We start from the raw sequence: 21012 nt of genomic DNA, 5'->3' as shown, positions 1-21012 counted from the left end.
GTTGCTAATTTTTAACAGTTTGCTAAAAAGGTGGGCCTACATAAGGAGATTTAAGAATGACGTCAACCAGTGCTCATCCTAAAAGTAAGCTTATGAAACGTTTTGCCGCTTTAGGGCCATACCTGCGTGAAGGGCAGTGCCAGAATGACCGATTTTTCTTTGATTGCTTAGCTGTGTGCGTCAATGTGAAGCTTGCTCCAGAGAAGCGTGAGTTCTGGGGATGGTGGATAGAACTGGAACCGGCGGCTGATCATTTTACCTATGTTTACCAGTTTGGTCTGTTTAATAAAGATGGCAACTGGAAAGCGGAAAAGATTAAAGATCCTGAAGTACAAGAGAAACTGGAGACCACGCTGCGTGGTTTCCATAAACGCCTCGCCGAGATGCTGACTTCCATTGAAATGAGATTGGAGCCAGCGCAAGATTTCAGCGAACAGCCGGTTAAGTTGTTGGCGTAAAAATAGACTTGTTTAACGGGCATTGCAGGCGTATATCCAACCTGCAATGCCAATTAAGAAGCTGATACGCAAAGTACTTGGCATAACGGCTCCCGCCTGTTAAAAAGACTCCTATACCCTTTCTTTTATTCTTCATCCCAACGGCAGAAAAATTATGAGTGGCAGCCAGACTTTGGTTGTGAAATTGGGGACGAGTGTTCTGACCGGCGGCTCCCGTCGTCTCAACCGTGCCCATATTGTTGAATTGGTGCGCCAATGCGCCCAGCAACACGCAAAAGGTCATCGTATTGTTATTGTTACTTCTGGAGCCATTGCGGCCGGACGTGAACACTTGGGTTATCCGGAATTACCCGCCACTATTGCCTCGAAGCAATTATTAGCCGCGGTCGGGCAAAGTCGGCTTATCCAACTCTGGGAACAGTTGTTCTCAATCTACGGTATCCATATCGGCCAGATGTTGCTGACCCGTGCTGATTTAGAAGATCGCGAGCGTTTCTTAAACGCCCGTGACACCATGAATGCTTTGCTGGATAACCGTATTGTGCCGGTAATCAATGAAAACGATGCCGTGGCTACCGCTGAAATCAAAGTGGGCGATAATGATAATCTCTCGGCACTGGCCGCGATTCTGGCCGGTGCTGACAAGCTACTGTTACTGACTGATCAGGCCGGGTTGTACACCGCCGATCCGCGTAATAATCCAGCAGCTGAATTAATCCGCGAAGTGCATGGTATCGATGATGCTTTGCGCGGGGTGGCGGGCGATAGCGTCTCTGGCTTGGGCACGGGCGGCATGGCAACAAAATTACAGGCGGCGGATGTGGCGTGTCGTGCCGGTATTGATGTTGTGATTGCTGCGGGCAGTCAGGTGGGTGTCATTGCTGATGTGATTGAGGGGACGCCGGTTGGCACCCGATTCCACGCGCTGGAAACACCACTGGAAAATCGTAAACGCTGGATTTTTGGCGCACCGCCAGCGGGTGAAATCACCGTCGATGATGGTGCTGTTACTGCTATTATTGAACGGGGCAGTTCGCTACTGCCAAAAGGTATTCGCAGTGTGCTGGGGAATTTCTCGCGCGGCGAAGTTATTCGTATCCGCAATCTTAGTGGGCGCGATTTGGCTCATGGTGTGTCGCGCTACAACAGTGATGCTTTGCGTATGTTAGCAGGGCATCATTCGCAACAAATCAGTGAAATTCTCGGGTATGAATACGGCCCGGTGGCTGTTCATCGTGACGATATGATTGTCAGCTAAGGAGCAAGTATGAGCATGCTGGAACAGATGGGGAAAGCCGCTAAACAGGCCTCCTGGCAATTGGCGATGCTGAGTACGGCAAAGAAAAATCAGGCTTTGGTCGTGATAGCCAATCTGCTTGAGTCTGAAAGTCAGGCCATTTTACAGGCTAATGAACAAGATATGGCAGCTGCACGTGACAGTGGCATGAGTGAGGCGCTGTTGGATAGGTTGTTGCTCAACCCCACGCGTTTAGCCGCCATTGCAAATGATGTGCGCCAGGTATGCCGGCTGAATGACCCTGTAGGCCGGGTTATTGACGGCAGTTTGCTCGACAGTGGCTTGAAACTGGAGCGCCGCCGCGTACCTCTGGGTGTCATAGGTGTCATTTATGAAGCTCGCCCCAATGTTACAATTGATGTGGCTAGCTTATGTTTGAAGACCGGCAACGCGGTTATTTTGCGTGGCGGTAAAGAGACACACCATACGAATCAGGCGACAGTGAAAGTTATTCAGCAAGCGCTGGAGCAATGTGGCTTACCGCCCGCAGCTGTACAGGCGATCGAAAGCCCGGATCGCGAGTTGGTCACTCAATTGCTGCGTATGGATAACTATATCGACATGTTGATTCCACGCGGGGGCGCGGGCTTACATAAACTGTGCCGTGAGCAATCCACTATTCCGGTTATTACCGGAGGCATTGGTGTTTGCCATACCTTTGTCGATGAAAGTGCCGATTTTGAAAAAGCACTGCTGGTCATTGAAAATGCTAAAATTCAGCGCCCAAGTGCGTGTAACTCATTGGAAACCTTGTTGGTTCATCAGGCAATCGCCGAGCGCTTCCTGCCGGTGTTAAGTGCCAGAATGCATGCTTTGGGTGTGACACTGCATGCCAGCTCGCAAGCTATGCCGTATCTGGCGGAAGGTAAAGCCAAGGTTGTGCCTGTGAAAGCCGCTGATTATGACGATGAATGGCTATCTCTGGATCTCAATGTGGATATTGTGGCTGATATCGATGCTGCCATCGACCATATCCGTGAACATGGCACCAGCCATTCTGATGCTATTTTGACCCGCTCATTGAGTAGCGCCGAACATTTTGTTCGTGCGGTTGATTCTTCTGCTGTTTATGTCAATGCCAGTACGCGTTTCACTGATGGCGGCCAGTTCGGTTTGGGCGCAGAAGTGGCAGTCAGCACGCAAAAACTTCATGCCCGTGGCCCAATGGGATTAGATGCACTGACAACTTATAAGTGGATTGGTTACGGCGATGATTTAATCCGTATCTAAGATATCCGGTATATTTAATCACTTTAAAGCGACATTTGGCACCTGCCGATGTCGCTTTATTTTTATCCTGCCACTTTCCACTGCAGAAAATCTGAGATAATAAACCCTCTATATTGTGAAATAGATCATTATTCGATGAAACACAGTTATAGCTATTCATAACATTCTTTCCTGAAAAATAGACAACCAAACATTTGTTTGGTTATTTGTTGATTAATACTTATCTTGTTGATTATCTATCTTTATTTTTAGGTGGATATTCTGCATATAAGATTATTACTGTTTAAATTTAATTTAATAATAGGAATAACTTGAGTTACTTCACAAAAAAGTGGCTGTAACCGCTTGAAAACGTGCTTACGATCATTCTCCCAACTTTGAAACAGATTAATAAAATATGCTTTACTCTATCCGAACAAAATAATAAAACAGACACATGTTTAAAAACAAACAAGTGTCCATTATGACCAGCCGAGAAAAACAAATATTGCAGCTTCTGAGACGAGATCCGTTGATCCCCCAGCAAGAAATTGCCGATATTATAGGCATAAGTCGCTCGGGTGTTGCCGGTCACATTATGAATCTGATGCAAAAGGGCTATATCAAAGGGAAGGGATATATATTATCTGAGCACAGCTACGTGGTGGTGATTGGATCTGTCAATATGGATGTTTGTGGCTATGCTGCCAGCAAACTTATTTATGAAGACTCTAATCCGGGAAAAATAAAATGTACTCCGGGTGGGGTTGGTCGAAACATTGCCGAAAATATCGCTTTATTAGGAAAAGAGTGTCATTTAATTTCAGTGGTGGGTGATGACTTTTACGGTGCTACATTGGTTGATGAGGCCAAACGAGCCGGTGTTAATGTCAGCAATTGCCACAGCCTTCATGGAGAAAATACCTCAACTTATGTTTCGCTACTGGATAATAGTGGAGAAATGTTGGTGGCGATTAATGATATGCGTATTTTAGAAAAATTAACGCCATCATTATTGGCTACCACCAAAGAATTAATTCAGCATGCTGGAATTCTCGTTATTGACTGTAATTTAACAGAAGAATCGCTCTCATGGATATTTACCAATGCCGGTAATGTACCGGTCTTTGTCGATACGGTATCCGCATTCAAAGCTCCCAGAATTAAGAACTGGCTATCTCATATTCATACATTGAAACCTAACCGCCTTGAAGCAGAAATATTGAGTGGTATGAAGATTGATAGCCGCGATGATATTCCAGCCGTAGCGAATTGGTTCCATCAACAAGGTGTCCAACGGTTGGCACTGAGTATGGGTAAAGATGGCGTTTATTTCAGCGAAATTGATGGGCAGACCGGCTGGTCACTGCCACTGAATATCAACATTGTTAATGTGACCGGTGCCGGAGATGCCATGATGTCAGGGTTAGCAAGTTGCTGGCTCGATGATATGGAGTTTGCTGAAAGTATTCGTTTTGCTCAAGGGTGTTCAGCATTAACGCTTTCCTCTGAACTGACCAATAACCCCAATCTGTCGAATGGCAGTGTCAAAAAACTATTGGAATTACAACCATGAAAAATAATGAAGTGGCACAATCTTATTTAGATATTTCACCAGAAGTTGCGCAGGCCTTGGCGCAAAATAAAGCCGTCGTGGCATTGGAATCCACTATTATTTCTCATGGGATGCCTTACCCACAAAATGTTGAAACGGCTTTACTTGTTGAACAGAAAATTCGTGAAAATGGCGCAATCCCTGCCACAATTGCTGTAATAAATGGCCGAATGAAAGCGGGTTTATCCCGTGATGAAATAGAATTGTTGGGGAAGGAAGGTCATAGCATCATGAAAGTCAGCCGCCGTGATTTACCTTTTGTGGTGGCTAATGGGCAACATGGTGCAACAACAGTGGCTTCCACCATGATTATTGCGGAAATGGCCAATATTAAAGTCTTTGCAACTGGAGGTATCGGCGGTGTACACCGGGGCGCGGCAACGACATTTGATATTTCAGCAGACTTACAAGAACTGGCGAAAACAAATGTAACCGTGGTCTGTGCAGGGGCTAAATCTATTTTAGACTTAGGTTTAACCACTGAATATCTGGAAACCAATGGCGTTCCGGTTATTGGTTATCAAACTCGCTCACTACCTGCATTCTTTTGCCGTACCAGTCCATTTGAGGTCAGTATTACTTTAAACACAGCGGAACAAATTGCTGCAGCAATGAATGCCAAGTGGGGAATGGGGCTACGCGGGGGAATGGTTGTTGCTAATCCAATTCCTGAACAATATGCGCTATCAGAAAGTATGATTAATGCTGCTATTGAGCAGGCAGTTAAAGAATCAGAAGAGCAGGGCGTTATCGGTAAGGAAAGTACACCATTCCTATTAGCCAGAGTAGCTGAACTAACCGGTGGTGACAGTTTAAACGCCAATATTCAGCTGGTATTTAATAATGCGAAGTTGGCAGCCCAAATCGCCTGTTCATATCAGAATGTTATTTAATGTATAGAAAGGTAATACGCCTTAAATAGTGTCCTTATTACAGTTGCTAAATAATAGCTCATATCGTTGAGGTGCCCTGACACATTTGTTGTCCGAGGGGCACCTTTTCGAGCATGGGCCTATCTATATAGATACTTCGGGGGATTTATGGATTTATTGCGTAGTTTGGCAGGGATGTGCATATTATTACTTATCGCCTATATTTTCTCGGTAAATAAAAGAAAAATAAGATTAAGGACGGTGGGAGCGGCATTATTACTACAAATAACGTTAGGTGCAGTGATGCTCTATGTCCCTGCCGGGAAGTGGTTTATTTCCTCTATCGCTAATACAGTTAATAGAGTTATTTCTTATAGTGACGCCGGTAGCGCATTTATTTTTGGTGGTTTGGTTAGCCCAAAAATGAATGAGTTATTTGATGGCGCAGGTTTTGTTTTCGCTTTCCATGTGTTACCCGCCATTATTTTTATAACATCATTAATTTCCATCCTTTATTACTTGGGGATTATGGGCTGGTTGATCAACATTCTCGGTTCTATTTTTCAAAAATTACTGGGTATCAGCAAAGTTGAATCATTTGCCGCGGTAACGACTATTTTCCTGGGGCAGAATGAAATTCCTGCCGTGGTAAAACCCTTTATTAATAAGATGAACAGCAATGAGTTGTTTACCGTGATTTGTAGCGGCATGGCATCCATCGCGGGTTCTATGTTGGTTGGATATGCTGGCCTCGGTGTTCCAATTGAATATTTATTGGCGGCATCATTGATGGCTATCCCTGGGGGGATACTGTTTGCTCGGATTATCAGCCCTGCGACTGAAGAGTCAAAAGTAGAATTTAATGAAATGACTTTCAGTGATAAACGCCCAGCCAGTATTATAGAGGCCGCCGCTAATGGTGCGATGCTGGGGCTGAAAATTGCAGTTGGGGTGGCTACTGTGGTGATGGCCTTTGTCGCGTTGATAGCATTAATTAATGGTATTATTGGCGGTATCGGTGGCTTATTTGGTTTTGAGCACCTTAGTCTTGAAAGTATGCTTGGTTATGTGTTCTCGCCTCTGGCTTATATTATGGGGGTGTCGTGGGAACATGCTTCTTTGGCTGGCGGTTTTATTGGCCAAAAATTAGCAATTAATGAGTTTGTCGCCTATCTGAGTTTCTCTCCTTATCTGAAAGAAACTATCGGGACGTTAGATGTAAAAACTATTGCTGTTATTTCTTTTGCTCTGTGTGGTTTTGCCAACTTTGGCTCGATTGCTGTGGTCGTGGGGGCATTTAGCGCCGTTGCTCCTGAAAGAGCCTCTGAAATTGCTCGCTTAGGATTCCGTGCATTATTAGCGGCTACATTATCTAACTTGATGAGTGCCACTATTGCCGGTTTGTTTATTGGTCTGGGGAGCTTATTGCCGGGGTAGGATGATAAGCAATATCATTAAGTCAATATAACACTGAGTGCATTAATCTACCAATCTATGGGTTAGTGCACTTACTTCATATTTAATCTAACGTATGGCGCTTGAGATAATAACTGATTTTATAATCAGCCGGATTAAAGGTAATCACCGAAAAATCTACAATCACCCCATCAGTAGTATTAGACACGGCCAATAATTGCATTAATAGGGTTCGTGGGTCGCAATGGAGTTGTAGAGCGAACTCCTGGCTGGCAACAATGGGTAAGAATGTTTGTCGGCAACCCTCAATCTGATAATTAGCCTGTTTTTCAATAAAGTCATATTTTGACGATTCAAGATGATGGTAGGTTAAATCCGGCATCAGAATGACAGGTAGATAACTTTCTTCTATTTGAATAATCTGTTTATCCGCATAGCGTAATCTCTTGATATAATAGGTTTTGTCATCTTGTTGGATATTTAACTGACTGGCGATAGCCTGTGGAGCCCTAATGATTTTGAATTCAGACACTTCTGTGTGAGGTGTCTTGCCAAGCATTTTCATATGTTCAGTAAAACTGTTCAGATGATTATTGTCGTGTTTAAGATCTTTCCCGATAATAAAAGTGCCTCGACCCTGCTGGCGCTCTAATAAACCATCCTGAATTAAAACATCCAATGCTTTTCTGACAGTCATTCGTGATACAGCAAAACGTTCAGCTAACTTAATTTCAGAGGGTAAGCAATCACCCACAGAAACATCTTGATGATTTATTAACTTTCGAATATTGGTAACTAGATTTTTATATACCATTTTTATACCTATTTGGATGGAGATGTTCATCACAAGTATTTTCATAACATACTAATAATTAATGAGTAAAACTCAATCGGTATGAAAAAAAATTAAAACGTCTAACTTTTAAGAAAATAATATACAAGTGCGACTAACGATTTAATGCAATCTTGGTCACATATTTTTATCAATCGCCAAATCATAACCTGCCTATTCCATAGAGTGATGACTGTTCACACTCAAGAGGGAAGCTGTCATGTTAAGTTCGTTTAATCGGTTTGGCGGGGCAATGCTCGGTGCGGTGCTACTCTTTCCTTTTGCTGGGATGATAGTCGGGCTATCTTTGGTGCTGCAAAATCCAACCTTTGCCAGTCCAGATGGTTTATTTTTCCAATTATTAAAAATCATTGAATCCGGTGGCTGGACTGTATTTAACAATATGGGATTGTTATTCGCTGTTGGCTTACCTATTAAATTGGCAAATAAAGCGCCAGCGTCAGCCTGTTTGGTTTCTTTAATTACCTATCTGACCTTCAATGCTTTTCTCGGGGCAATGTGTGAAGTTTGGGGCGCACATTGGGGCGTTAATTTTGCACAAGAAACAGGTGGCACCAGTGGTCTGGCGATGATTGGCGGTATTAAAACACTGGATACCAGTGTGATTGGCGCAATTTTGTGTGGCAGTTTGGTTACCTGGATTCATAACCGTTATTACTCAACCAAATTACCTGACTATATCAGTATTTTCCAAGGCGCAGCTTTCGTTAATATTCTTGGTTTTATTGTTATGTTACCGCTGGCTTTTATAACATTAATGCTGTGGCCAAAAGTGCAGTTAGGCATGATTTCATTGCAAGGTTTTATTTTGCATGCCGGTAACTTTGGTATCTGGTGTTATATCTTCCTGGAAAAGATTTTACTGCCTACTGGTCTTCATCACTTTGTTTATAGCCCTTTCCAATATACAGATGTTGCTGTGCCCGGTGGTACTACCCTGTATTGGCTCACGCATTTACAAGAATTCAGCCAATCTACTGAACCTTTAAAACAGCTGTTCCCAGCAGGTGGTTTTGCTATGCAGGGTAATGGTGCGGTATTTGGTGGTTTAGGAATGGCGTTGGCGATATACAGCACGGCAAAGCCGGAAAATAAAGCCAAAGTTGCGGGCTTGCTAATTCCGGCAACAATTACCAGCATGTTTATTGGTATTACTGAACCGCTGGACTTTACCTTCCTGTTTATTGCTCCGGCGCTATTTGTGGTGCATGCCATGCTTTCAGCCACCATGACCGTCGTGATGTATAGCTTAGGTGTCGTGGGGAACTTTGGTTCTGGAATACTCGAGTGGGCGACACAAAACTGGATACCGATGTTCAGTCACCATGCCAATGTCATGATAACTCAAATTATTGTTGGTGTTATTTTCAGTGGCGTCTACTTCCTGATATTCCGTGTTTTGATTCTCAAATTTAATTTCAAAACATTGGGCCGTGAAGACAGTGATCTCAAGCTTTATTCAAAACAAGATTACAAGCAGAAAGGCGAAAGTCAGGGTGATGAGTTCCAACAGCGCGCCAGTGCTTATTTAGAAGCTGCAGGTGGGAAAGACAATATTGCCAGCTATACCCACTGCTTTACCCGTTTAAGATTAGTTGTAAAAGACATGAGTCGTGTTCAACCAAGTACAGCATTCAAAGCCTATTCCGCGATTGAGGTTTATAAAAATGGTAATGATGTACAGGTAATTGTTGGCAACAATGTGACGCATATTTACGAACAATTTGCAGAGTTGATGAATTAAGGAGTTTTTAGATGAAAAAATCATCCATTTTGATTGCTGGTGGTGGTTCAACCTATACCCATGGCATTATTCTTATGCTGTTGGATAATTTACACCGTTTCCCTATTTCGGAAATAAAACTGTATGACGATGATGGCCCTCGCCAAGAAGTTATCGCCAAAGCTTGTGAGATTATTTTGCGTGAACAATCCAACGGAATAAAGTTCTCCTACACCACCGATCCTCAAGCTGCTTTTAGCGGGGTTGATTTCGTGATGGCACATATTCGGCAGGGCAAACTTCCGATGCGTGAAAAAGACGAAAAAATCCCAATGAAATACGGCTGTGTTGGGCAAGAAACCTGTGGTGCGGGGGGAATTGCCTATGGTATGCGCTCTATTAGTGGAGTGCTGGAAATTCTTGATTATATGACAGAATATTCCCCGAATGCCTGGATGCTTAATTACTCTAATCCGGCCGCTATTGTTGCCGAGGCCACTCGTCGCTTACGTCCTACTGCCCGTATTTATCATATTTGTGATATGCCTATCAGTATTGAAGAGGCAATGGCTAAAATATTGCATTATTCTTCCGCGGAAGATTTAGAAACTCGTTATTACGGGCTCAATCATTTTGGCTGGTGGAGTTCTGTGCGTGATAAAGCTACCGGCGAAGATTTAATGCCAAAATTGGCTGAACACGTACGCCAATATGGTTATGCTGATGAGCAAGGCGAGGGTAAAGAAGAAATAAGTTGGAATGAAACTTTTGCTAAAGCTCGCGATAGTTTTGCATTAGACCCTGGCAGCTTCCCAAACACCTATTTGCAATATTATCTGTACGGCGACGATATGGTAGCACATACCTCACCAGACTATTCCCGCGCAAATGAAGTGATGGAAGGCCGAGAAAAGTTTGTGTTTGATGAATGCCGTAAAATTATTGCTGAAGGCAGTGCGGAAAATACTCAACTTAAAATTGATGAACATGCGTCTTATATCGTTGATTTAGCACAGGCTATTGCATTTAATACCAAGCGCCGCATGTTATTGATTGTGCCTAATAAAGGTGTCATCAGTAATTTTGATCATGATGCGATGGTTGAGGTACCTTGTCTGGTAGGTGCGGAAGGGGTTGAGCCATTAGCTATTGGCGATATTCCGACTTTCCAGCGTGGCCTGTTATATCAACAACATGCAGTAGAAAAATTAGTGGTAGATGCTTGGATTGAAAAGTCCTACCAAAAATTGTGGCAAGCACTGACATTGTCTAAAACTATTCCAAGTGCCAATGTGGCGAAGCTGATTTTAGATGATTTAATTGAAGCTAATAAATCCTATTGGACGCTGAACTAGCCATGACTAAACACCGTTATGGTCTATTGGGATTGTAACGGTGTGCCAAATCCGCGTGAGACCAACACCAGGGATTCACGTTTTATAAAATACTCATTAAAGTATTTCCGCAATCTGCCGATACTAATGTCTGATATTTATATGCTTTTAATCATAATCTAGTTAGCCAGAGCAATAAATTAAAGATGGGGAATGGCAGGTGAGCGAAACGTCTAAAGAGAACTTTGTAAAAACCAATAAATTAGCAATCTGTGCAATTCTTCGTGATCTAAAGAAGAACGATACCGCAGTGATGGTCACTCATGCCCGTGGGCAATTCATTAGCCGCATTCTGGATGTGCTTCCTGACTCGGATCAATTTATTTTTGATTTTGGCAGTGTCAGTCATGAGAACATCGCAGCACTGGCTGCTAGCCAACTGACAATTATTGCAGAGCCTACCGGTGCTAAAATTGAATTTACCTGCAATCCACTGAAAGAAATAACGTATTTATCTTTACCCGCTTTCAGCACTTTCATTCCTGAAAGCCTTTACTTTATTCAACGTCGGGAATATTTCCGGGTAAGTATTCCTCAATGGCCTGCTTATTATTGTGCAGGGAAATTCGCCGACGGCAGTAAATTCTCTTACACATTAGCGGATGTTTCTTTGGGAGGAATGGGGGTTTATGCCGCTAAAGGTAGCGAGTTCCCGGTTCAAGGGTGCGGCATTTTGCGTGATGTGTCAGTTGATTTATGTGGCTTTGGTATTTTTAAATTGGATTTGCAATTTATCCGGGCTATCGATAAACAAGTGGTAAATAACAAAGGTGAAACCCTCACCGTGCAGCGCTTGAGTTTTAAATTCCCTCGCTTAAGCCCAATTCAAGAAAAAGGATTGCAACGGGCTATTTTTGAACTGGAAAAACAACAAACCGCCAAAGCCCGAAAATTTCAGGATGGAATTTAGTTTTTGAAACTATACCCTAAATAATTTGAGTTACAGGAAAGCGGTCAACGCAAATGTGGCTTGAAGTATGCGGATATATGGGTGATGACCCGCTGTTTGTGTTATTGTCGGCAGGCAGCAGGTATTTCAATTTCCTTTCTGGTTATGTTTATAACTGTTTGTTTTTTCTTCCTCATTTCATGCCCGCATCCCTGTTTTTTTCTTTGGGCTATAATTAATACTTTTCAGTTTTATTGCTCTTGCATCTTCATGCGTATTGTCAGTCTTTACCTACCTCTTTTTTGACTGAACATTTTTACGTGTCAGCCTTTTGTTTTCCATCTTCACTCAGCATTTTTGACAGCATGCTACTGCAATGGCGTTTCCTGCTCAATATCACGCGGCTCGCACCGCTCAGACGGCTCACCTGAGCAATTCATTTGGATAGGCTTTTATCCAGCTATCCCCGATTTTTTGTTATGTAGATCGCCATAAGATTGTATGAGCACCGGACCAGAAGGTACCTATGAAATTATTTCTTAAGACTATTCTTGGACAGCGCCCCATGTGGGGATCACGAACAAAAGTCACTCCCTGGCATGATTTTGCCCCGGTTAGGGAAGAATTATTCAGTGTGGAGAGGTTGGAGCAGCATGCTGAAAGCCTCGCCAAAGCTCAGTCGATAACTACCCACCCGCCACGGGTATCTACTTTGCATGCCCGTCTGGATGATAACGCCAATACCTTGTTGGCGGCGTATCGGGCCAGTGCCGCAGAGTTGGAAAAGGGCCGCGCAGTCGTCCCTGCGGCAGAGTGGTTGCTGGATAATTATCATCTGGTCGAAGAACAGATCCGCGAGATTCGCGATGATTTGCCGCCGGGTTATTACCGTCAATTGCCGAAATTAGCCGATGGGCCCTTTGCCGGTTATCCGCGTGTTTTGGGGATTACCTGGGCATTTGTGGCGCACACTGACAGTCACTTGGATCCCGATGCTTTATGTCGTTTTATTATGGCGTATCAGCGTGTTCAACCGCTGACCATCGGTGAGTTATGGGCGGTCGCGATCACTTTGCGTATCGTGCTGATAGAGAACTTACGTCGCCTTGCCGATCAAATAACACAAGGGCGTAAAGCGCGTGCAGATGCTGAGGCGCTGGCAAATAAGCTATTAAAAACAGGAGACAGCCGATTAGCGCTGGAGTCCGATATTGCAATGCGCTCCACGGAGCCTTTATCTGAGCAATTTGCATCTCAGTTGGCAAAACGGCTTAGAGACCAAGATCCGCGTACCACCCCCGCGTTAGGATGGCTGGAGGATCGCCTGAAATTACAAGGCGTAACGGTCAGTGAGGTGGTGCAGAATGCCCAATTACGGCAAGGGGCTTCCAACGTTTCAGTCCGAAATGTGATAACCAGTATGCGGCTGATTTCGGATATTGATTGGGCTGATTTGTTTGAGAGTGTCAGTCTGGTAGACGAATGCTTACGGCAGGGAAGCGCCTTTGCTAGCATGGATTTTCAAACCCGTAATCTGTACCGCAGTGCTATTGAACAATTATGCCGTGGTTCGACTTTCACTGAACTGGAGATTGCCAGCCTTGCTTTGCAAGCAGCGCAGAATGCCGCCGCTACGGCAGAACCTGAAAACGTCGACCGCTGCCGCGATCCCGGTTATCACTTGATTGGTGCTGGGCGGCGTGAATTGGAAGAGCAGGTCAGATTCAGCCCATCAATACGATTGTGGTTTAGCCGCTTGAGCATCCGCCTCGGGGTTGGCGGCTATATGGGGGCGATTTTACTGGTCACGGCTGGATTACTGGCATTGGCGCTGTGGGCGCTCTCTTTCCCCGGTTTGGCTACCGGATGGCTGGTGTTATTGGCCTTCGTTGGCTTTATTCCGGCCACTGAAGTGGCGACTGCGCTGATAAATCGCGTTATTACCTGGAGCTTCGGCGCCACTATTTTGCCGGGGTTGGAATTGACCAACGGCGTACCCGATGAGTTGCGTACCTTGGTGGTGGTGCCGACATTGCTGACCAGTAAGGCAGATTTACTGGAGCAAATTGACCAACTAGAAGTTCATCATTTGTCGGGCACCACCAGCTCTCTGACTTTTGCCCTATTGCTGGATGGGGTTGATGCAGACACCCAAGTGGTGGCCAGTGACGGCCCACTGTTGGCCTTGGCTGATGAAGCCATAGCCCGGCTTAATCAACAATATGGCCCCGGCCCGACTGGCCCGCGTTTCCTGCTGCTCTACCGGCAGCGAATCTTTAATGAAAGCGAAAATCGCTGGATGGGCTGGGAACGCAAGCGGGGTAAGTTGCATGAGCTTAACCGCCTGTTACGCGGAGCAACAGATACTTCATTTATTGCTACCGCCGCCGGTGAGCCACAGGTGCCCGCGGATGTGCGCTATGTCATTACGCTGGATGCCGATACCCGCCTTCCTCGCGATGCGGCACTGCGTTTGATTGGCAAAATGGCACATCCGCTGAATCGGCCGCGTTTTAGTGCTGATCAACAACGGGTGGTTGATGGCTACGGTATTCTCCAGCCTCGAGTGACATTGGCATTGCCGATGGGTAAGGGTAGCTCATTGTATCAATGGGTTTTTTCCGGCCCGGGGGGGATGGATCCTTATGCCGCCGCGGTTTCAGATGTTTATCAGGATATCTTTGGTGAAGGTTCTTACACCGGTAAAGGTATTTATGATGTTGATGCATTTGAAGCGTCATTGCTGGGCAGGGTGCCGGATAATACTTTGCTCAGTCATGACTTGTTTGAAGGGATTTTTGCCCGGGCGGGCTTAGCCTCGGATATTGAAGTGGTTGAGGAATCTCCGGCACGCTATGACGTGGTCAGCAAACGCCAACATCGCTGGACGCGGGGCGATTGGCAATTACTGCCATGGATTATCAAGTCATCTATTATCAAACCCGCTAATACCACACCCGCTAATACCAAACATAGCCCCGACAGCAAAAGTGTTCCGCTGTTGGGCCGCTGGAAAATGGTTGATAACCTGCGGCGTTCGCTGGTTGCGCCCTTCACATTGCTGTTGCTGGGGATTAGTTGGATGCTACCGATGCCCGCGGCGTGGGTCGGCGTGCTGTTGGTCATCGTATTGACCGCTTTACCCGCTTTTTTGCCGATTTTATGCTCCTTGTGGCCGGCCCCAAATACTCGGCTTAGTAACCATTTTCGCTCTTTATTCGACGATACCAAACGCGCCGCTAGCCAAACATTCCTTTCGCTGGTCTTTTTGGCCGACCATGCCTGGCAAATGGCGGATGCTATTGGTCGAACACTGATTCGCTTGTTTATTACTCATCGAAACTTATTGGAATGGATGACGGCGGCCCAATCCGCAGGGCAGCCGCGCCCCGGTTTATCCGGTTTTTATCGCCATATGGCTGGTGGCACATTATTCGGTCTGGTGATGTCCGTCATTGCATTTATTTCCTCCCTAAATGCTTGGCCGTTGATTTTGCCCTTTGCGGTACTTTGGTTGTTTGCACCCGCGATTGCATTGTGGACCAGCCGCACCTATCAGGTGGTGCAGCATAACCCGATAACCGCGGACGATATTCTTGAGTTGCGTTTAACCGCCCGCCGCACCTGGCGTTTCTTTGAAACCTTTGTCACACCCGACGAAAATATGCTGCCGCCTGATAACTTTCAGGAGGATCCAAAACCGGTGGTGGCACACCGGACATCGCCGACTAACATGGGCCTGTATTTGCTCTCGACCCTGGTGGCGCGTGATTTTGGTTGGGCAGGGACGTACCGCACGTTGGTGCGGCTGGAAACCACCTTTGACACATTTCATAAATTGGCTCTTTTCCGTGGGCATTTCTTTAACTGGTATGACACCCAGGATTTGCGGGTGCTGGAACCGGCTTATGTTTCTTCCGTCGACAGTGGGAATCTGGCTGGGCATTTGATTGTATTGGCCAATACTTGTGAAGAGTGGGCGGCAGAACCGCTAGCAGCTAACGGCGCTAAGGGGTTGATGGATAATCTGTTATTAGCGAAAGCCGCATTCAGAGAGTTACCGCCGGGAGATGATGATTTTAAACGCAAACTCTGGGCGATTCTGGCGCAAATCCGCATGGATTTAAAACATGTTGGTGAAGCGGAAATGCTGCCGCTGACATTGAAACCTTTGTTGGCGAAAGCCTCCGCGATGGTGCATGGCGTTGCTCGTCCAATCGATGACAATGCATTTATTGATTTAAGTTATTGGATTGAAACACTGATTGTGGCCGCCGCTGAACATGAATATGACCAGCGATTGACCCAAGAGATGCAGGAACAGGTCGCTGACCGGTTGCTAAAGTTAGCGGCCGAAGCCCGTCATATGGCGTTGGCGATGGACTTTGCTTTCCTGCTTGATCCTGAACGCAAATTACTGTCTATCGGCTACTCGCTGGTGGATAACAGCCTTGATCCAAGTTGCTACGATTTGCTGGCATCTGAAGCTCGGCTCGCCAGCTTGTTTGCTATCGCCAAAGGCGATGTGCCTACCCGGCATTGGTTCCGTTTAGGGCGAGCGGCAACCCCCATCGGCAAAGGGGCCGCGCTGATTTCATGGTCTGGTTCGATGTTCGAGTATTTGATGCCATCATTGGTGATGCGAGCGCCGGCGGGGAGTTTATTGGATCAAACCAATCAGTTAGTGGTGGAGCGGCAACAGGCTTATGGGCGCAGTTTGAATATTCCATGGGGGATCTCTGAGTCGGCATACAATGCGCGCGATATCGAGTTTACCTATCAATATTCTAACTTTGGCGTACCGGGGCTGGGGCTAAAACGCGGCTTATCAGAAAACACCGTCATCGCGCCTTATGCGACCGGCTTGGCAACCATGATTGACCCCCATGGCGCACTGCAAAATTATGAGCGGCTGGCCAAGATGGGGGCGCTGGGGCGCTATGGTTTTTATGAAGCACTCGATTTTACGCGCTCCCGATTGCCGGAAAATCAGCCGGTGGCGATTGTCCGCAACTATATGGCGCACCATCAGGGGATGACCATTGTGGCTATCGCCAATACTGTCCAGCAGGGGCGGATGCGCAACCGCTTCCATCGTGAGCCGATGATTCAAGCTTGTGAATTATTGCTTCAAGAACGTATGCCGCGCAATGTGGCCATTGCTTACCCGCGTACCGAGGAAGTCTTGCTTTCCGCCGTGGCAGATAACGCGTTGCCCACCATGCGCCGCTTTCATTCACCTGTTATAGGGGCACCCGTTATCGGGCCGCCTATTACTCATTTGTTATCCAATGGCCGTTATGCCGTGATGTTGACCACCGCCGGTGCTGGCTATAGCCGTTGGTTGGATGTCGCGGTCACCCGCTGGCGGGAGGATGCCACCTGTGATGATTACGGTTCCTTTATTTTCCTGCGTGATTTGCGCAGTGGCCGCAGTTGGTCGGCAGGGGCGCAATTAGCCGCCAGTGATAATGCGCATCGCGAGGTCATCTTTGGTGAAGATCATGCTGAGTTTATCTGCCGCGACGGCACACTCACCAGCACCATGAATGTGCTGATCTCCAGTGAAGACGATGGTGAAGTTCGCCGAGTTTCATTGCTGAACACGGGCCGCCGTGCGCGGGAGATTGAACTGACTTCTTATGCTGAAATGGTGCTCACTGCGGCGGCAGCCGACAATGCCCATCCGGCATTCGCCAAAATGTTTGTGGTCACTGAATTCTTACCGGAGCTGGGGGCATTAATTGCGACGCGGCGGCCTCGCACGGCGCAGGAACCTCAGGTCTGGGCGGCACATTTCATGGTAGCCGATGGTTTGCCAGTGTCAGTATTGCAATATGAAACCGACCGCGCGAAATTTATTGGCCGCGGTAACCGGGTGGCGACCTCAACAGCGATGCAAGTGGGGGAGTCACTGTCGAATACCCTGGGGACGGTGCTTGACCCGATATTCTCATTGCGCCAAAGCTTATTGGTTCCCGCCAGTAAGACGGTCACCGTCTCCTTCTGGACATTAATTGCATCATCGAAAGAAGCGCTGCTGGACAGTGTGGATCGACACCGTGACCGCAGCGCCTATGACCGGGCGAAAACACTGGCCTGGACTCAGGCTCAGGTACAATTGCGCCATCTGGATATCAAAGCGGAAGAAGCGGCCGATTTTCAGCAATTGGCTGCGCCGATTCTGTATGCCGATGCTCGTTTCCGCTCGCCGTCCACGACTATCATGCGCGGGGCGGGGGCCCAGTCAATGTTATGGGCGCAATCAATCTCCGGCGATTTACCCATCGTTTTGCTGCGTATTGAAGACATTGAGGACATTGAGCAAGTGCGGCAATTACTGCGCGCGCACGAATACTGGCGCATGAAACGCTTGGCTGTTGATTTAGTTATCATCAATGAGCGGGCCTCTTCTTATGTGCAGGATTTGCAAATTGCGATTGAAACCGCGGTGCGCAGCAGCCAATCGCGCCCTCGTTTTGGTGATGAACTGCGCCAAGGGTCGGCATATGCTTTGCGGGCTGATTTGATGAGTGCAGAAACGCGCGCGTTATTATATTCGGTTGCGCGAGTGGTGCTGTCCGCTCGTTATGGCACCTTGGGCAATCAACTGAATCATCTATTGTTCGCTCTCGATAAAAAAGTGCTTCCGTCCAATAAAAAGCGATTTTCATCAGATAAAAAGCTATTCGTATCAGACAAAAAAACATCCTTATCTGATAACCGATTGATTGAAAAAGATAAAAAAACAGGATTCTCCCTGATTAAATCGGCCAATTCGCCAGCAAATTCTCCATTGCCGCTAGCGAAAACATTATTACCGCAACCAGACAATCTGGAGTTTTTCAATGGGCTGGGCGGTTTTGGCCAACAGGGGCGGGAATATGTCACTTACCTCAATGATGGGGAAAATACCCCAGCGCCTTGGATCAATGTTATTTCAAATCAAACCTTTGGCTTCCAAGTTTCCGCAACCGGCAGTGGCTATACCTGGGCCGAAAATAGCCGGGAAAACCAGATAACGCCGTGGCTGAATGATCCGGTCATCGATTCGTCCGGTGAATGCCTGTATTTGCGTGATGAAGATTCCGGCCTAGTGTGGAGTCCGACGGCGCAGCCCATCCGTGATGGCGGCACTTACATTGCTCGCCATGGTCATGGCTACAGCCGGTTTGAGCATCAGGCCAATGGCATTGGTATGGCGCTGCTGCAATATGTGCCGCTGGCAGACCCCATCAAGATATCTCGGCTGACATTGCATAATATGTCGGATAAACCACGGCGTATCTCAGTCACGGCTTACGCCGAGTGGGTATTAGCGACGTCGCGCGGTGCCTCCGGGCCATTTATTATCACTGAGATGGATGAGTCGACCGGCGCGATGTTGGCGCGTAATCCATGGAGCACCGCATTCCCCGGCAGAGTTTCTTTTGCCGACCTTAATGGTCAGCAAAATAGCTGGACGGCTGACCGCAGCGAGTTCCTCGGCCATTATGGCAATAGCGCCGCGCCGCTTTCATTGTTGGCAAAAATACCGCTATCAGGTGCGACAGGCGCGGGGTTTGACCCATGCAGTGCGCTACAGCAGACACTTGAACTGGCCGCCGGTGAGCAGGTTGAAGTGGTTTGGTTTATCGGCCAGTGCGACTCAGTGAGCGATGCACAGACATTGATTACGCGCTACCGCGCCGCAAATCTGGATGCGGTGCTGACGGAAGTCACGGATTACTGGCGCACGGTATTGGAAGCGGTTCAGGTGAAAACGCCGGACAGGCAAATGGATATCATGCTCAATGGTTGGCTGCTGTATCAAACATTGGCCTGCCGAGTTTGGGCAAGGTCGGCGTTTTATCAGGCCAGTGGCGCTTATGGCTTCCGTGATCAGCTACAAGATGGCATGGCGCTCACCTTTGCTCTGCCGGAGACAACTCGCCACCATCTGCTACGGGCTGCCGGGCGGCAATTCATTGAGGGCGATGTTCAGCATTGGTGGCTGCCGCATTCAGGGCAGGGGGTGCGCACCCGAATCTCTGATGATCGGGTTTGGCTCTCTTATGCGACCGCCACTTATATACTTGCCAGCGGTGATGCTGCGGTATTAGATGAAATCGTGCCTTTCCTCGAAGGGCCGATATTGCATCCGGGCGAACACGATGCTTTCTTCCAGCCATTAGTGGCGCAAGAAACTGCCTCGCTGTTTGAACACTGCGCTAAAGGGCTGGATCAATGCATTGAACTGACTGGTGAGCTGGGTTTGCCATTGATGGGGACCGGCGACTGGAATGATGGGATGAACCGGGTTGGTGAAGAGGGAAAAGGCGAAAGTGTTTGGCTCGGTTGGCTGCTGGTGGCGACACTGAAAATGTTTATTCCGTTGGCGCAAGAGCGTGATCCGCTGCGGGCCAGTCAGTGGCAGCACCATCTCACCGGCTTAATTGCAGCATTGGAACGGGAAGCATGGGACGGCGATTGGTATCGGCGTGCCACTTTTGATAACGGCAGTTGGTTGGGTTCCAAAGAGTGCGAAGAGTGTCGCATAGATTCTATCGCTCAATCATGGGCGGTGTTATCTGGAGCGGCGGATCCCCAGCGGGCGGTGCAGGCGATGGCCTCGCTGGAGCAGCATCTCATTCGCCCAGATGATGGGATGGCGTTGTTGTTCACTCCTCCTTTCGATAAAACGCCGGATGACCCCGGCTATATCAAAGGTTATCCGCCAGGATTGCGTGAAAATGGCGGGCAATATAGCCATGCTGCAATGTGGGTGATTCTTGCTTTTGCCGAGTTGGGAAAAGGGGATAAAGCGCGTGATTTGTTTGCCTTACTTAATCCTATAAATCATGGAGATACTCCAGAGAGGATTGCACGTTATAAAGTAGAGCCTTATGTGGTAGCCGCTGATGTCTATTCTGTCGCGCCGCATGTCGGGCGTGGTGGTTGGACGTGGTATACTGGCTCAGCGGGTTGGATGCATCGTGCGGGTATTGAGGGCATTCTGGGTATCCGACGCGAAGGGCAAGAATTGGTGATTAATCCTTGTATTCCAGCTAGTTGGCCGGGGTTCGAAGCGACCATCAATCTTGCGAATACGCGCTATGCTATCCGTGTTGAAAGTCCGGCGCAGCGCTGCCAAGGGATCAGTTCAGCGACATTGAATGGTTCTCCTATCTCCTATCAGCTCGATGGATTGCGGGTCGCGTTGGATGGGGGGGAATACGAACTGATTATCGTTTTGTAGCGGTTATTCACTGAATCGAGATAGACACGACTGATTCAGCCAACGAGT

General features: G+C 47.3%; 11 protein-coding genes. 10 read left to right on the top strand and 1 reads right to left on the bottom strand.

The window, feature by feature from the left end:
* The first annotated feature begins 56 nt into the window (after positions 1-56).
* The 6 genes from crl (at position 57) to OP863_RS14695 (ending at position 6888) form a co-directional block, all read left to right on the top strand.
* Positions 57-458, top strand: a complete 402-nt coding sequence (gene crl / locus OP863_RS14720; protein ID WP_038631408.1) for a sigma factor-binding protein Crl — start codon at positions 57-59, stop codon at positions 456-458.
* A gap of 154 nt (positions 459-612) precedes the next feature.
* Positions 613-1716 carry a glutamate 5-kinase gene (gene proB / locus OP863_RS14715; protein ID WP_038631410.1) on the top strand — a complete coding sequence of 368 codons (1104 nt, stop codon included), beginning with the start codon at positions 613-615 and terminating at the stop codon, positions 1714-1716.
* A gap of 15 nt (positions 1717-1731) precedes the next feature.
* Positions 1732-2985: a glutamate-5-semialdehyde dehydrogenase gene (proA, locus tag OP863_RS14710; RefSeq protein ID WP_186368390.1), complete on the top strand. Its 1254-nt coding sequence runs from the start codon at positions 1732-1734 to the stop codon at positions 2983-2985.
* Between the two features lie 436 nt (positions 2986-3421).
* Positions 3422-4540 (top strand): PfkB family carbohydrate kinase, encoded by a 1119-nt coding sequence (locus tag OP863_RS14705; protein ID WP_038631412.1) that lies wholly within the window; start codon positions 3422-3424, stop codon positions 4538-4540.
* A complete protein-coding gene (locus OP863_RS14700) occupies positions 4537-5472 on the top strand; it encodes a pseudouridine-5'-phosphate glycosidase (protein WP_050291396.1) in 936 nt (311 codons plus the stop codon). Before OP863_RS14705 ends, OP863_RS14700 begins: the two co-directional genes overlap by 4 nt.
* Positions 5473-5619: 147 nt before the next feature.
* Entirely contained in the window at positions 5620-6888 is a 1269-nt protein-coding gene (locus OP863_RS14695; RefSeq protein ID WP_038631416.1) for a NupC/NupG family nucleoside CNT transporter, read from the top strand.
* An 82-nt stretch (positions 6889-6970) separates the two neighbouring features.
* Here OP863_RS14695 and OP863_RS14690 read toward each other — a convergent pair whose 3' ends face one another.
* Complete coding sequence (locus OP863_RS14690) at positions 6971-7681, bottom strand: GntR family transcriptional regulator (protein WP_145587506.1); 711 nt, start codon at positions 7679-7681, stop codon at positions 6971-6973.
* A gap of 238 nt (positions 7682-7919) precedes the next feature.
* Between OP863_RS14690 and OP863_RS14685 the strand changes: the two genes are divergently transcribed.
* The 4 genes from OP863_RS14685 (at position 7920) to OP863_RS14670 (ending at position 20964) form a co-directional block, all read left to right on the top strand.
* The gene (locus OP863_RS14685) at positions 7920-9464 is read left to right on the top strand and encodes an alpha-glucoside-specific PTS transporter subunit IIBC (RefSeq protein ID WP_038631418.1); all 1545 of its coding nucleotides are present in this window, start codon (positions 7920-7922) and stop codon (positions 9462-9464) included.
* Between the two features lie 11 nt (positions 9465-9475).
* On the top strand, positions 9476-10798 hold the full coding sequence (locus OP863_RS14680) for a 6-phospho-alpha-glucosidase (RefSeq protein ID WP_265525461.1): 1323 nt from the start codon (positions 9476-9478) through the stop codon (positions 10796-10798).
* A 199-nt stretch (positions 10799-10997) separates the two neighbouring features.
* Positions 10998-11747: a flagellar brake protein gene (locus OP863_RS14675; RefSeq protein ID WP_145510265.1), complete on the top strand. Its 750-nt coding sequence runs from the start codon at positions 10998-11000 to the stop codon at positions 11745-11747.
* A gap of 505 nt (positions 11748-12252) precedes the next feature.
* The gene (locus tag OP863_RS14670; RefSeq protein ID WP_265525460.1) at positions 12253-20964 is read left to right on the top strand and encodes a GH36-type glycosyl hydrolase domain-containing protein; all 8712 of its coding nucleotides are present in this window, start codon (positions 12253-12255) and stop codon (positions 20962-20964) included.
* Positions 20965-21012: the final 48 nt, after the last annotated feature.

It is taken from the genome of Yersinia sp. SCPM-O-B-9106 (C-191), assembly GCF_026183365.1.
GTDB lineage: Bacteria > Pseudomonadota > Gammaproteobacteria > Enterobacterales > Enterobacteriaceae > Yersinia > Yersinia rochesterensis.
Note: the sequence above shows the minus strand (reverse complement) of the source record. Positions and strands in the feature narration are given on the sequence as shown.